The organism is Arthrobacter sp. B1I2 (genome assembly GCF_030816485.1).
Lineage (GTDB): Bacteria > Actinomycetota > Actinomycetes > Actinomycetales > Micrococcaceae > Arthrobacter.
The window spans coordinates 3,777,962-3,792,237 of sequence record NZ_JAUSYC010000001.1; the positions used below are offsets into that span (position 1 = coordinate 3,777,962).

13 protein-coding genes and 1 pseudogene are annotated in these 14,276 nt (G+C 67.4%); 3 read left to right on the forward strand and 11 right to left on the reverse strand.

Annotation, left to right across the window (positions count from 1 at the left end; all coding sequences use genetic code 11):
* The first annotated feature begins 36 nt into the window (after positions 1 to 36).
* The 3 genes from QFZ57_RS17610 to QFZ57_RS17620 all read left to right on the forward strand — a co-directional run bounded on the left by QFZ57_RS17610 (position 37) and on the right by QFZ57_RS17620 (position 3,098).
* Positions 37 to 1,155 (forward strand): DUF4439 domain-containing protein, encoded by a 1,119-nt coding sequence (locus QFZ57_RS17610; RefSeq protein WP_306901107.1) that lies wholly within the window; start codon positions 37 to 39, stop codon positions 1,153 to 1,155.
* Between the two features lie 103 nt (positions 1,156 to 1,258).
* The gene (locus tag QFZ57_RS17615) at positions 1,259 to 2,026 is read left to right on the forward strand and encodes a VIT1/CCC1 transporter family protein (protein ID WP_306901108.1); all 768 of its coding nucleotides are present in this window, start codon (positions 1,259 to 1,261) and stop codon (positions 2,024 to 2,026) included.
* A 34-nt stretch (positions 2,027 to 2,060) separates the two neighbouring features.
* Positions 2,061 to 3,098: an aminoglycoside phosphotransferase family protein gene (locus QFZ57_RS17620; RefSeq protein ID WP_306901109.1), complete on the forward strand. Its 1,038-nt coding sequence runs from the start codon at positions 2,061 to 2,063 to the stop codon at positions 3,096 to 3,098.
* Between the two features lie 77 nt (positions 3,099 to 3,175).
* Here QFZ57_RS17620 and QFZ57_RS17625 read toward each other — a convergent pair whose 3' ends face one another.
* The 11 genes and pseudogenes from QFZ57_RS17625 to QFZ57_RS17675 form a co-directional block, all read right to left on the reverse strand.
* The gene (locus QFZ57_RS17625) at positions 3,176 to 4,567 is read right to left on the reverse strand and encodes a pyridoxal phosphate-dependent decarboxylase family protein (RefSeq protein WP_306901110.1); all 1,392 of its coding nucleotides are present in this window, start codon (positions 4,565 to 4,567) and stop codon (positions 3,176 to 3,178) included.
* 55 nt (positions 4,568 to 4,622) lie between these two features.
* On the reverse strand, positions 4,623 to 5,417 hold the full coding sequence (locus tag QFZ57_RS17630) for a sulfite exporter TauE/SafE family protein (protein WP_306901111.1): 795 nt from the start codon (positions 5,415 to 5,417) through the stop codon (positions 4,623 to 4,625).
* A pseudogene (locus QFZ57_RS17635) lies at positions 5,414 to 7,226 on the reverse strand (proline--tRNA ligase). Before QFZ57_RS17635 ends, QFZ57_RS17630 begins: the two are co-directional and overlap by 4 nt.
* A 394-nt stretch (positions 7,227 to 7,620) precedes the next feature.
* Positions 7,621 to 8,187 carry a hypothetical protein gene (locus QFZ57_RS17640; protein WP_306631789.1) on the reverse strand — a complete coding sequence of 189 codons (567 nt, stop codon included), beginning with the start codon at positions 8,185 to 8,187 and terminating at the stop codon, positions 7,621 to 7,623.
* A gap of 247 nt (positions 8,188 to 8,434) precedes the next feature.
* The gene (locus QFZ57_RS17645; RefSeq protein ID WP_306901614.1) at positions 8,435 to 9,325 is read right to left on the reverse strand and encodes a GNAT family N-acetyltransferase; all 891 of its coding nucleotides are present in this window, start codon (positions 9,323 to 9,325) and stop codon (positions 8,435 to 8,437) included.
* A complete protein-coding gene (gene ispG / locus QFZ57_RS17650) occupies positions 9,288 to 10,454 on the reverse strand; it encodes a flavodoxin-dependent (E)-4-hydroxy-3-methylbut-2-enyl-diphosphate synthase (RefSeq protein WP_306901112.1) in 1,167 nt (388 codons plus the stop codon). Before ispG ends, QFZ57_RS17645 begins: the two co-directional genes overlap by 38 nt.
* A 34-nt stretch (positions 10,455 to 10,488) precedes the next feature.
* Positions 10,489 to 10,782, reverse strand: coding sequence for a YciI family protein (locus QFZ57_RS17655; RefSeq protein ID WP_306631790.1), 294 nt, complete (start codon positions 10,780 to 10,782; stop codon positions 10,489 to 10,491).
* Between the two features lie 100 nt (positions 10,783 to 10,882).
* Complete coding sequence (locus QFZ57_RS17660; protein ID WP_306631791.1) at positions 10,883 to 11,395, reverse strand: hypothetical protein; 513 nt, start codon at positions 11,393 to 11,395, stop codon at positions 10,883 to 10,885.
* Positions 11,392 to 12,117 (reverse strand): MarR family transcriptional regulator, encoded by a 726-nt coding sequence (locus QFZ57_RS17665; protein ID WP_306901113.1) that lies wholly within the window; start codon positions 12,115 to 12,117, stop codon positions 11,392 to 11,394. Before QFZ57_RS17665 ends, QFZ57_RS17660 begins: the two co-directional genes overlap by 4 nt.
* A gap of 88 nt (positions 12,118 to 12,205) precedes the next feature.
* On the reverse strand, positions 12,206 to 12,880 hold the full coding sequence (locus tag QFZ57_RS17670) for a DUF4386 family protein (protein WP_306901114.1): 675 nt from the start codon (positions 12,878 to 12,880) through the stop codon (positions 12,206 to 12,208).
* 55 nt (positions 12,881 to 12,935) lie between these two features.
* On the reverse strand, positions 12,936 to 14,267 hold the full coding sequence (locus tag QFZ57_RS17675; RefSeq protein ID WP_306631794.1) for a M50 family metallopeptidase: 1,332 nt from the start codon (positions 14,265 to 14,267) through the stop codon (positions 12,936 to 12,938).
* Positions 14,268 to 14,276 lie beyond the last annotated feature (9 nt).

A 14,276-nucleotide genomic window follows, 5' to 3' on the forward strand; every position in this document is an offset into this window, starting at 1 on the left:
CCCTGGTTCCCCCTCCGCGTGACACCATGGTCTGTTGTGAAAGACCGCCGCCAGGACATCAGCCCCCGCATGCGCCCGTTCCGTTTTGCCGTCCTGGCCCTTGCTGCGCTGGTTGTCCTGAGCCTCGGTTTCGCCCTGAATCCCGCGGAAAGGCCCGCCCCGGCCGAGCCTCCTTTCACGGAGCGGGCAAGGGCGGCAGCGTTCAGCGACGCAATGGACCTGCGGACTGCCGGGATGGAGCTCGCCGCCGCCGGCGCGGCGGATTCGGCCGTGCTGGACCCCGTTGTGACCTTGCTGACCATCCAGGCCCGGGCACTGCTGTCCCCTGCAACCGGGCGCGCGCCGGAGTCCGCGCCGGCCTCGCCGCCGGCATCTTCCACCCCCGGTCTTTACGGCACCGCGCAGCTCATTCAGGCCTTGGCAAACAGTGGGGCCGCCCGCGTCAAGGATGCTGAAACGGCCGACGGCGGCATGGCCCGGCTTCTCGCGGGCGCCGGCACCGCCCAACTCCTCGCGGCGGGGCGCCTTGCCGCCGCAACAGGCGTGCCCGCGCCGCAGGAACCGGCTGGACCGGACGCGAAGGGTTCCGGGGCCGCAGCAACTGCTTCTCCATGCCCTTCGCCCTCCGCTTCGGCGGCCGCCCAAGAGGCCGGCGGACCCCGCACTCCTGCGGGGATGCGCCAGGCACTGGCCGCGGCCGTCACCGCGGAGGACCAGGCCGTGTACGGCTACCAGGCGGCACTCCCCCGCCTGGCTCCAGCGGAGGCGGGGACGGCGTCGGAATTCCTGGACAGGCACAAGGAACTGGCCACAGAGGCGGAGGAACGCCTCCGCCTCGCCTGCGGAGCGTCCGTGCCGCAGGCGCCGGGCTATGTCCTCGACGCAGGCTTCCTGGCTGGACCGGCGGCAGGTTTGGGCAACCTTGAGGCGGCGACACTGGCGTCCTACGGTGACGTGGTGGCGGTATCCCAGGGCCAGGACCGGAGGTGGGCCCTGTCAGCCCTGCGGGCTGCCGCCGGCCGGGCCTTGCGGTGGGGTGCAGACCCGGGCCCTGTTCCAGGCCTTTCCCTGGATACCGGCCAGCTGCCTGCCCTTCCTGCGGGCGACGGCATTCCTGCTGGTACGACTCCGGCGGCGTCCGCGGCCGGGTCCTGACAGCCCGTTCGTCGTCGGCGGCTCTGCCCGCCCTGATCCCTGCCCGCAAAAGTAAGCCGCCCGGAGGCTGGCACCGGGCAGGCAGGAATGGTTTGCTGAAGGGATGAACGCGGACGAACCGGGAGACTCCCCGGGCGCCAGTACGGCCGGCCCCGGGCTGAACAGGCACCTGGAGACCGAACCACACGGCAACGACATCGCGCACCGGCTGAACTGGCTCCGCGCCGGCGTCCTGGGGGCCAACGACGGCATCGTCTCCGTGGCCGCGCTCGTGGTGGGCGTGGCCGGAGCCACTGCCGAGCCCGGCCCCATCCTTGCGGCAGGTGCAGCCGGGATGGTGGGCGGCGCGGTATCGATGGCGTTGGGTGAATATGTGTCCGTCAGCAGCCAAAGCGACAGCCAGCGGGCCCTGATCGAGAAGGAACGCCGCGAGCTGGCGGAGGAACCGGAAGAGGAACTGGCCGAACTGACCGCCATCTACCAGGCCAAGGGCCTCAGCCCTGAAACAGCCGCCAAAGTGGCCCAGGAGCTTACGGCCCACGATGTCCTGGCCGCGCACCTGTCCGCCGAACTCAACATCGATGAGGCGGACATCGTCAGCCCCTGGCACGCCGCTTTCGCCTCCGCCATCGCCTTCACCGTCGGAGCCATCCTGCCGATGCTTGCCATCCTGCTTCCGCCGCCGGAGATCCGCGTGCCGCTGACCTTCTTTTCAGTCCTGGTGGCCCTGGCCCTGACAGGCGCCCTTGGTGCATGGATCGGCGGCGGCTCAAAAACCCGGGCGGCAGTCCGCGTTGTGGTGGGCGGCGCCCTGGCACTCGCGGCAACCTTCACCATCGGCAATCTGTTGGGAGCCTCCGGTGTGGTCTGAGCCCGTGCTGCCTGGCACTGTGTCGCCTGGGGCCATGGCGCCTGCCCCTGCAGTGGCAGTGTCCATCCCTCCGGACCTTTCGGCCCGCTACGCCCGCAGCCGCGAGGGACGGGCCTGGCTGGACAGCCTTCCGGGCCTGCTGGAGGACCGCCTGGAGCAGTGGCGGCTCGAGGTTGACCTGGCGCCCGGGAGCCTGCCTTGGAACGGCCACGGCGGTGTGGTGGTCCCGGTGCGGCGGGAAGATAGCTCGCCCGCAGCCCTCAAAATCGCTTTTCCCCACGATGAGGCCAAGGTGGAACGGCATGCGCTGGCTCTGTGGGGCGGCCGTGGTGCCGTTGCAATGCTGGCCTCAGACGCGGAATCGTGCGCCATGCTCCTGGAACGCCTCGACGCCGGCCGGTCGCTGGCTGACCTGGACATGGAGGACGCAGCGCAGGTGTGGGGCGGGTTGGTGCGGCAACTGGGCCTTGCCCCGGACCACCGCGCCGAGTGGCAGGAGTTCGGCCACATCGCGGCCCGGGCCGAACAATGGAGCGATGACCTGCCTGCTGACTGGGAGCAGCTGGGCCGGCCGTTCCCCCGGTGGTTGTTGGAGGCAGCCCTTGAGGTGTGCCAGACGCGCGGCGCCGTGGGACGCCGGTCCGCGCATGACCTGCTGGTCCACACGGACCTGCATTTCCTGAACATCCTGGCGCGGCCGGGAAGAGCGGCAGCAGGGAAACCGCCAGCACCTGCCAGCTATGCAGCGATCGACCCGCAGCCGATGATCGGCGAGCCCGAGTTCGCCGTGGCGCCGCTGCTGTGGAACCGGCTCGGGGAGCTGCCGGCGGCCCAGGCGGGACAAGGGCTGCTCAGGCGCTGCCACGACTTCAGCACCGCCGCCGGCCTGGACCCCGACGTCGCCCGCCAATGGGGCATCGCCAGGGAAGTGGACAATGCGCTGTGGTACGCCGCGCGGGGCCACCTGGGTAATCTGTCGCGGTCGCTCTGGGTTGCCAGCACCCTGGCCGGGAACACCGTGGACGGCCTGCCGCATCCGCATGCCCTGCCGGAACCCGGACAGGGCGGCTAGGCCCGGGCAGCGCGGTTCCGGCCAGGCAACAGAAGTGACGGCGATCAACCGGCGCGAAACGGTCAGGCGCGGCAGCGTCAGGAGTTCCGCACCGCCGCCAGGGCTGACCGGACCGCGTCCACTGCCGTCGCCACGTCCTCCCCGGCCGTATGCCAGTTACTTACCGAAACCCGGAGGATCTCGCGGTCCTGCCAATGCGAACCGGACATCCAGACTCTCCCCTCCTCGATGATGCGGGCCGTGACGGCGCGCGTGGTGTCGTCGTCGCCGAAAGCCAGGCACACCTGGGTGTAGGCGACGTCGTTGAGTACCTCCACGCCGTCCAGGCCTGCCATGCCTTCGGCAATTGCGGCGGCCGCTGCCGCCAGTCCGCCCACCTGTGCTGCCACCCCCTCGCGGCCAAGGCTTTTCAGGGCCGCCCATACCGGAACCCCCCGGGCCCTGCGGGACAGCTCCGGGACTTTCTCGAAGGGGTCGCCCGGGCCTTCCGCGTCATGTACCAGGTAGCTGGCGTGCAGGCCCATCGCTGCCCGCAGTGCCGACGGGTCCCGGACAATGGCGATGCCGCAGTCGTAGGGCACATTCAGGGTTTTGTGGGCATCCGTGCCCCACGAGTCCGCGTCCTCGTAGCCCCGGGTGAGGTGCTGCAGGTCAGGCACGGCGGCGGCCCACAGCCCGAAGGCGCCGTCAATATGCACCCACGCGCCGTGCTTGCGCGCGACGGCGATGGCTTCGGCAAAGGGGTCGAAGGCGCCGGAGTGCAGGTTGCCCGCCTGGAGGCATACCAGGGCGGGCCCGGTGCCGGCGGCAAGGGCGGCGTCCAATGCGGCGGGGAGCAGACGGCCCTGCCCGTCGGCGTCGACCTGAGTTGGCTTCCCCAGGCCCACGTAGCGCAGGGCAAGGTCCACCGTGTCGTGCCGTTCACGCCCCACGAAGCAGCGGATCCGGGGCGCACCGAAGAGTCCGTCCCGGTCCAGGTCCCAGCCTGCGTCGGCCAGCAACCGCCAGCGGGCGGCGGCCATGCCGGTGAAGTTGGCCATGGTTGCGCCGGTGACAAATCCGACGTCGGCCGTGGAAGGCAGGCCCAGCAGCTCCAGCACCCACTGCCCGGCGGCTTCCTCGATGGCCGCGGTGGCCGGGGTTGCGTACCGGAGACAGGCGTTCTGGTCCCAGGCGCTGACCAGCCAGTCCGAGGCCAGGGCCGCAGGCAGGGTGCCGCCAATAACCCACCCGAAGAACCGGCCCGAGGGCATGGCCATGAGCCCGGGCTCGGCCGCGTTGGCCAGGAAGTCGATCACATCGGCGGCCGGCATGCCCTCTTCCGGCAGCGGCCCGCCGAAGACTGCGGTGAGCTCGGTGGCGTGCCCGCTCGGTCCCACCCGGCGGTGGGGAAGGCTGGCCAGCCAGGCCTGCGAATGCCCTGCTGCGGCCGCCAATGCCGCGGCATACTCGTCGTCGCCGTGTGCCATACCTGCATGCTACGCCGGGCTGGACCGCGCCACGAGGACCAGTTTCCTGGATGGATCAGGCGAAGTTTTCCTGCCAGACGTCGTAGGCGAGCTTGACGATCAGGGCCGCAACAACCACAAGGAAGACAACCCGGACGAACTTGCTCCCCTGTTGCACGGCCGTGCGGGCACCCAGGTAGCCGCCTGCCATGTTGGCTGCCCCAAGCAGCAGGCCGACGCCCCACAGGATGGACCCGTGCGGAAGGAAGAACAGCAGGGCCCCGGCGTTGGTGGCCATGTTCACGATCTTGGCTTTGGCGCTCGCTTCCAGGAAGGCGTAACCCATGGCCGAGACCAGCGCAATGACCAGGAAGGACCCTGTCCCCGGGCCGATAAGACCGTCGTAGAAGCCGATCACCGCACCGATGAGGCACGCAACGGCATAGTGCTTGTAGCCTTCGTGGCGCAGTGCGGTGAGCTCGCCGACGCCGGGCCTAAGGGCGGTGAAAAGCGCGACGGCGACCAGCGCCACCACGATGATCGGCTTGAATACCGCGGCCGGCAGGGTGGCCGCCAGGCTCGCACCGCCGAAACTGCCCGCCAGGGCTATCACGGCCATGGGGACGGCAGTCCGGAGGTCCGGCCCCACCCGGCGGTAGTAGGTGGCGGCACTGGTGGCGGTTCCGAAGATGGAGCCCATCTTGTTGGTGGCCAGCGCCTGGACGGGTGCGATGCCGGGAACCAGGAGCAGCGCGGGAAGCTGGATGAGTCCTCCGCCGCCCACCACCGCGTCTACCCAGCCGGCCGCGAATCCAGCCACCACAATCAGGATGATGGTGGTGAGCTGGATCGATTCGAAGCCGGAGATCACCGGGTGCGGACGGCGTTGACCACGTAGTCCACGGCCTTGTCCACTGCGACGTTCTCGGCCTCTCCGCTGCGGCGGTCCTTGATCTCCACCACGCCGTCCACCAGGCCGCGGCCCACAGCCAGGATGGTGGGAACGCCCACCAGTTCCGCGTCGCCGAATTTCACGCCCGGCGAGACCTTGGGGCGGTCGTCATAGATGACGGACAGGCCGGCCTCTTCGAGTTCTGCCGAAAGCTTTTCCGCCGTCTGGAAGATCTCGTCACCGCGGCCCACAGCCACGACGTGCACGTCGGCCGGAGCCACGGTGCGGGGCCAGACGAGGCCGCGGTCATCGTGGTTCGCCTCAGCCAGCGCGGCCACGGCGCGGGTCACTCCAACACCGTAGGAGCCCATGGTGACCACCACCTGCTTGCCGTTCTGGTCCAGAACCTTGAGGTCCAGGGCTTCGGCGTACTTGCGGCCGAGCTGGAAGATGTGCCCCATCTCGATGCCACGGGCGGTCTCCAGCGGGCCGGAGCCGTCCGGTGAGGGGTCGCCGGCACGCACTTCCGTGCACTCGATGACGCCGTCCCAGGCGAAATCGCGTCCCGCCACCAGGCCGAACACGTGCTTTGCCGGCCTCATTGGCGCCGGTGATCCACGCGGTCCCGCTGACTACGCGCGGGTCCACCAGGTACAGCAAACTGGTTGCGCTTTCGGCGCCGAGGTGCGGCTGATCCAGGGAGAGCCCGGGGCCCAGGTAGCCCTTGACGATCAGCGGCTGCTTCTTGAGGTCCTCCTCGCCGGCCTGCTCGAGTCCGATCTCGCCCGCGACCGGCAGGAATGCGCCGATGTTCGCCTCCACGCGCTTAAGGTCCACCGCGCGGTCGCCGGGAACGCCGATGACCACCAGCTGCCGCTCACCGGTTGGCAGCGTGACGGCGAGGACCACGTTCTTGAGCGTGTCCGCGGCAGTCCACGCGCCGCCGTCGGCCTCTGCCCGCGGGGCAATCTGGTTGGCGGCGGCAACCAGGGTGTCGATGGTGGGAGTGTCCGGGGTGTCCAGGACTTCTGCGGCCGGCGCGTTGCTGAAGTCGATCTCGTCGGGGACCACCGTGGTGACGGCCTCGACGTTGGCTGCGTAACCCCCGGCTGAGCGGACAAAGGTGTCCTCGCCGATCTCGGTGGGGAACAGGAATTCCTCGCTCCTGGACCCGCCCATGGCACCGGCCGTGGCTGCCACCGGTACAACCTCAAGCCCCAGGCGTTCGAAGATCTTCAGGTAGGCGCCACGGTGGGCTGCGTAGCTGGCGTCCAGGCCGGCGTCGTCGACGTCGAAGGAGTAGGAGTCCTTCATGATGAACTCACGTCCGCGCAGGAGCCCTGCCCGGGGGCGGGCTTCGTCCCGGTACTTGTTCTGGATCTGGTACAGGCTCAGCGGCAGGTCCTTGTACGACGAGTACAGGTCCTTGACCAGGAGGGTGAACATCTCCTCATGCGTGGGAGCCAGCAGGTAGTCCGCACCCTTGCGGTCCTGGAGCCGGAACAGGCCTTCACCGTATTCGGTCCAGCGGTTGGTGGCCTCGTACGGCTCGCGTGGCAGCAGGGCCGGGAAGTGGACCTCCTGGGCGCCGATGGCAGCCATTTCCTCGCGGATGATCTCCTCGACCTTGCGCAGGACGCTCAGCCCCAGCGGAAGCCAGGTGTAGATGCCGGGAGCCGCGCGGCGGATGTAGCCGGCGCGGACCAGGAGTTTGTGGCTGGCAACCTCGGCATCGACGGGGTCTTCGCGCAGCGTGCGCAGGAAAAGCTGGGACAGTCGTAGGACCACGGGTGGTATCCGTTTCTGGGGAAGTGCTGGGTCAGCAGGGCCGGACAAATCGTCTGGATACTAATCTACCGGCACACAACCTGCGGCACTGACTGGGACGGGCAGGCGGCCGGCTCGGAACGTCCGCCTAAGCCCGAACCCAGTAGAGCCACGCCCGGATAAACAAAGCCCCTGGCCCCCCAGTGAGGCTGGTCATCGCATCCGGGCGTGGCTCGAGGCCGTTATCGCCTGAGTACTGGTGAGGACCGCTGAGACCGTCCACCCCACTTCCAGCGCAGCTAGATCGAACCTATGTGATCGTGAACACGTTTGACAAGTGTTTTTACTTTTCAACCCTGTTGACCGCCTGCATGACGCGCCTTGGCTCTAATCCACCGACGCGGACCCGCGGGTTTTACTTGACCAGGGCGGCAGCGGCGTCCAGCAGTGCACCTGCCCGCCGCACGGCGTCCGCTTCGCTCTCGCCGCCGGACGCTACGGAGGTGAGTGCCACACCGTGGTGGACCACTTGCGCGGTGATCGTGGACTGCGTGCGGCCATCCGGCAACGCGCTGTCCGTACGGTAGGCGACGGCCTCGGGCAGGGCGCTCACCCCCTGCACCGGAGTAATGGTCACCGACACGTCCATGCCCGAAACAGTCATGGTCATTGAAGAGCAGTTCGCCAACTGCCCTGTCGGGTCCGCAACCCTGGCAAGGGAGCTTTGGTCCAGGCCAGCCACCAGGGACAGCGCTGTGACCGCCCCGCTGGCGGCCTCAGTGCTCATGCCCACGGCCATGGTTGCACCATCCACCGAAGGCACCGTGCTCGCCGCAGCAAGCTCCTTGCACTCCGCCGGCTGGACGTCGATGGACGCGATCATGGCCTTGGTTTGTTCAAGCGTGGCGGCAATGTCACCGGTCGGCAGGACGGACAACCTCCGGTCGGCGGCGTCCCGCACCTGCCCCACAATGGCAGCCAACTCGCCAGCGGTGTAAGCCTTCGCGGCGGGCGTGGGGGCAGGCGTGGGGCTTGCCGTTGGGGTGGGAGCTGCCGCAGTAGTTTCGGACGCCGCAGACGCTTCGGTCGGGGAATCCGGAGCCTGTGGCGCGGCCGTTCCCCCACAGGCCGAAACGGTAATCGCAAGAAGGGCGGCAGCCCCGAAAGCTCCCAACAAAGACGTCTTCAATTTTTCCCCCAATATTCAGCTGGCCGCCGGCCGGTGCCGGCTAGAAAAGAACTGTAGCGAACGTCCCCACCTGGCGGAAGCCAACGCGTTCGTAGGTGGACCTGGCCCGGGTGTTGAAGCCGTTCACATAGAGGCTGGTTATCGGGGCGATTTGCTGGGCCTTTTCCACCACTGCTGACATGTAGCCGGCGCTCAGCCCCTGGCCGCGGAAAACCGGGTTCATCCAGACCCCCTGGACCTGGGTGACATCATCGGTTACCGCCCCAAGCTCGGCTTTGAACACCACCTGGCGGGCTTCATTGAGGTGGACCAGGGAATATCCCTGCCTGATGAGGCCCTCCACCCGGCGGCTGTAGAATTCCCTGCCGCCAAGGTAGGGCGAATACCCCACCTCTTCCTCGAACATGGCGGCGCAGGCGGGAAGAATGCGGTCGAAGTCGGCGAGGTTCCCCTGGTCCAGGCCGCGATTGGGCCGGACCTGCGGCGGCCCGTCGATAACCATCAGCGGCTGGTCAGCCCGGACCTCGTGGGCATGGTGCCCCAGCACCGCGAGCTCGGCGTTGATTGCCAGCACGGCTTCCGCCGGCCCAAAGGCAGACGCATACCGGCGCCCGGAACTGTTGGCGGCTTCCGCCACCACGGGTGCCAGGGCGGGATCGAGCTGGACCGGAACCAGGTTGGCTCCGGCCCAGCACGCACCCGTCAGGATGCCGTCGTCGAAAACTCCGATCACACCGGCACCGCCGCTGGTGGGCGCCGCCGTCCCGGTGGCCCGCAGGTGGGCCAGGATGAACACGTTGGCCACCGGGTCCTGCTGGGCGAGCAATTTCAGGACGGGAGTGTCCTGGCCGTCGAGCGTGCGGACAGAAAGCCCCGCAGGGTCTCCGGCGTCCCTACGAGACGCTAACCACGGGGCTACCCTTGACAGCATCTTCGCCATCGGCCTCCCCCATCTCTTCCGCGATACGCATAGCCTCTTCGATCAGTGTCTCAACAATTGCGCTCTCGGGAACAGTCTTGATGACCTCGCCTCTAACGAAGATCTGGCCCTTGCCGTTGCCCGAGGCCACACCAAGATCAGCCTCGCGCGCCTCGCCTGGGCCGTTCACAACGCAGCCCATGACCGCCACGCGCAGCGGGATCTCCATCCCTTCGAGCCCGGCGGTGACCTGTTCAGCCAGAGTGTACACGTCCACCTGGGCACGGCCGCAGGAAGGGCAGGACACGATTTCCAGCTTGCGGGGCCGCAGGTTCAGTGACTGGAGGATCTGGTTGCCCACCTTGATCTCCTCCACCGGCGGCGCGGAGAGGGACACGCGGATGGTGTCGCCGATGCCCCGGGACAGGAGTGCGCCGAATGCCGTGGCGGACTTGATGGTGCCCTGGAACGCGGGCCCGGCCTCGGTGACGCCGAGGTGCAGGGGCCAGTCGCCCTTTTCGGCGAGCATTTCATACGCCGCAACCATGATCACGGGGTCGTTGTGCTTCACGGAAATCTTGAAGTCGTGGAAGCCGTGCTCCTCGAAGAGCGAGGCTTCCCAGACAGCTGATTCAACCAGCGCTTCCGGGGTGGCCTTGCCGTACTTCTTAAGGATGCCTGGCTCCAGGGAGCCGGCGTTGACGCCAATGCGAATGGAGGTGCCATGGTCCTTCGCAGCGGCGGCGATCTCCTTGACCTGGTCATCGAACTTGCGGATGTTTCCAGGGTTCACCCGCACGGCCGCACAGCCGGCTTCGATGGCCGCGAAGACGTACTTGGGTTGGAAGTGGATGTCCGCGATGACCGGGATCTGGGACTTCCGGGCAATGATGGGCAGCGCCTCGGCATCGTCAGCGGAGGGGCAGGCGACGCGGACAATGTCGCAGCCGGACGCCGTGAGTTCGGCGATTTGCTGCAGGGTGGCGTTGATGTCCGTAGTGGGCGTGGTGGTCATGGACTGCACGCTGATGGGGAAATCAGATCCTACGCCTACCGAACCGACCTTGATCTGGCGCGTCTTGCGGCGGGGGGCAAGGACGGGCGGTGGTGCTGACGGCATTCCCAGGCTGACCGAGGTCACGTGGACTCCTTGAGTTGAAAGGGTAGGAAGGCTGCTACGCGGCGAGTCCGGCGAGCACGCCAATGATGGGAGACCATTCGGTGATGCGTGTTCCGGCAATCACGCCGGCGGCGGCGAAAGGGTCCTGCTTGAGGATCGAGTTGAGGGCGGACTCATCCGTTGCCTTGAAGATCAGCAGGGCACCCGCGCCGTCGCCGTAGGGGCCGCTGGCAAGGAGGACACTGTCCTCCGCCAGTCCCGCGAGCCATTCGCGGTGAGCTGGCCGGGTCTCGTTGCGGCTTTCGGTGGAGTTGGCGGCATAAACGTACTCAACGGCAAAAACTGTCATACCGCTACCCTATCGCCATGGCCGGCTTGATACCGTACCGATCCCGCATGCAGGAAGGGGAGCCGGCGCAGGAAAAGCGCTTGGGGCAGGAAAAGGTATCTCACTGCAGGAAGAGGACTTTCACCGCTGCAGCCGTTCCGGCCGCCCAGAGCATGGAGGTAAGGGTCCCGATGATGAACCGCTCTGCTGCCACCGGCGTCTCCTTCAGCTCAGCGAATCTGCCCAGGCCCTTGATGGCGACGATGTAGGCGATGGCGACGGGCTGGCCGGTAAGAATGGCGAGGCACACGCCGAGCCTTTCGAGGATTCCGATGATCGCCCCGCCCCGAAGGATGCGCTGGGTCGGCAGCGGCGGCTCAGCAGCAGAACCGGCCGACGGCGGCGCGTCTGGCGCCGCTGTCAGCTCACCGTCCACGCTTTGGGTTTCAGCTTGTTGAGAATCAACAGTGACGTCTGCCGAGGGGTCCTCCGCTGCTTTCCTGGCCTCTTCCGCAGCTTTGGCAGCGTCGGCCCTGTCGTCGATGGTCCGGGCGAGCCGGAACACCAGGGCCGTCACCGGCCAGCCGGCGAAGCCCGCCACGAGCAGGGCAACGGTGATCCAGACTGCAGTCACGTGTCTCCTTCATTCCGGGGCGGGGCGTTTCCGGGTGGGGCTGGTTCGGGCGGGACCGCGCCCGCATTGGCAATCCGGCTTTGCGCATACTCGAGGAGCATGGCGGCTGCCGGCCTGGCTGCCCATTCTTCCTGCCACCCGGAGCGGATTACGGCACGGCTCACCGATTGCTCCGTTATTCCCAGCTCCCGTGCCACGTGTTTCTGGCTGCCGTGCTTGCCGTCGGCGGCCTGCAGGGCGCGGAGCCTGTCCACTACCCGCCACTGCGCCTGCGTGCGTTGCTGGACAAGACGCCCGATCAACCGAAGCACTGCCTGGGCGTTCGCACCGGCCATGACACCGTCCTTCGCTTGGGGCGGAATCTCCCTGCTACGGCCCACAGTGCCTGCCACCACTGACAACGGCACCTGGCCGGCGGCAGTCTTCGCCAGTTCCACGGCTTTGCGTGCGGCGACAAAACCGCTTCCGGACCCTTCGCGGGGGCTGCCTCCCGGCGCCAAGTGCACCGTGCCGATACCGATCCCGACGTACCAGTACCCGCTCCGGAGGGCATGCAGGGCCACATCCACAACTTCTTCCGGCCCTTCCAGCACACCCTGGAGTTCATCCCCTACGGAACGCTCAAAGCGCGCGGGCGTGAGGGTTCGCAGCGCAAGAATCAGATCCGGCACGCGATCAACGTCTGAAGTGCTGCCCCGCTGGTCGATGGTCAGAACGAACATGTCCCAACCGTATGCAGGTGATTCGGAATAATCAACCGTCAACAGCTGATCCGCTGTCATCAGTCCAAATTGGCTGATATCTGGGATATCAGCCTTTAGAGGATACTGAAGCGCGGTGGGACCCACTCCACGCCATCCATCCGCCGGCCGCCGCCAGGAGCAGTGCCCCGATGGACTGCGTTGGCAGGCTGCTTCCTGTCGTAGCCAGCCCGAGGACAACGCCCAGCACATAGAACAGGATGCTGCCCGCTGCCCAGAGGGCGCCGGACCAGCGCGGTAGAACCCGGGAACGAAATACCGCGACCCCCAGCAGGACCGAACCCACGAATGCCAGCAGGAGTCCCAGCAGGAACGCTGCGGTCATAGACGCCGGAAACTCCAGCTGCATCACGTCCTCGTTTCCTTTGAGGTAGGCCCCTCCAATAGCCGGAGTGGCAAACGTGGAGATGACGGCCGGCACCAACAGCAAAGCGGTACCGGCCGCAGCGATAGTCATGGCGGGTAACGCCAGGCGTCCTGACCGGCTGTCGGCCAGGAAACAGCCCAAAGCGAAGATCCCGAAGATGGCCAGGATGGTACCGGCCGTGGCGCCGAGCAGGTGGCTGGCCTGGTAGGAATCAGAGCTGACAAACCGTGCCCAGGCGCCGGGGTCCTTCACCTGGTCCGGTTGTGGCTCCAGCGCGCCCCATGCCGTGACGAGCCAGGCGACGGGCAGAGCCCACAATCCGGCCCTGATCCAGAGGCCGGTACTCTGCGTGTTCACGGTGCCCACCTCTCTCCACCGGGGCCGGCCTGCCTGCCCCTTCACGCTCCCTTAATCAGCCGAACAGGTTCACCGGCTTCACGATGTCGGCGTAGATGAGCAGGGCGCTCATGCCCATCAGCAACGCGGCCACCACGTAGGTCACCGGGAGCAGCTTGGCGATATCGAAGGCTCCAGGGTCCGGCCGTCCGCGCAGCTTTGCCACCCGCCGCCGTACGCCCTCATACAGCGCCCCGGCAACATGGCCGCCGTCAAGCGGCAGGAGCGGGATCAGGTTGAACACCGCAAGCGCGAAGTTCAGCCCGGCCATCAGGCCAACGAGGGTCGCCACCCGGGACTGCAGCGGTATAGCTTCCATGGCCGCCACCTCGCCCGCCACCCTGCCTACGCCGACCACGCTGATGGGGCCGTTGGGGTCGCGGGGCTCTTCGCTGAAGGCAGCCTTGGCAACCCCCACCACGCGGGCCGGCAGGTTGAAGACAACACCCGCCACCTGGCGGATGTTCTCCCCCGCCATGGGCAGGACGGACGACGCCGGCTGGGGCACCAGCGCCGTCTGCGCGCCGATGCCAAGGAATCCGACGTCCTGGTACTGGAGGTTGCCGGCGGCGTCGGTGGCCTGCCGTCCGTCGGCCCCCACCACGGGCCGGGCCGACAGGACGGGAGTCACGGTGGTGGACACCGGGTTGCCGTCCCGCTGCACGGTGATGGACACTTCCCTGCCGGCGGAGGCGCGGATCCACTCCGTCAGCTGGTCCCAACTGGTCACTGGTTTGCCGTCGAAGGAGGTAATGGTGTCGCTGGGCTTCAACCCGGCAGCAGCGGCCGGCGTCAGCTGGCAGTCAGCGGAGTCGGGATCGACAGTCTGTCCCGCAGCCACCTGGCATTTGGAGACATCCGAAATGGTGGTGGTGGCTGTCGCAATACCGAAGCCCATCAGCAGCACGGCGGTGAGCAGCACGCCGAGGATCATGTTCATGGCGGGCCCGCCCAGCATCACGATCACCTTTTTCCAGACCGGCAGGCGGTAAAAGACCCGGTTTTCATCGCCCGGCCCCACTTCCTCGTGGGCCATGGAGCGCGCCTCGGTGGCAAGCGTCTGGAACATGCCGGTGCTGGAGGGCCGGACCGAACCGTCATCCTTGTTGGGCGGGTACATGCCGATCATCGAGACGTACCCGCCCAACGGTACGGCCTTCAAACCGTATTCGGTTTCGCCTTTCCGGCGTGACCACAGCGTGGGCCCAAAGCCGATCATGTACTTGGTGACGCGGACTTTGAAGAGCTTGGCCGGCACCAGGTGCCCCACCTCGTGGAGCGCAATGGACACAGCAATGCCCAGCGCCACAAAGACGACGCCGAGGATGAAAAGTAGGACAGGGGTCATGGAGGTGCT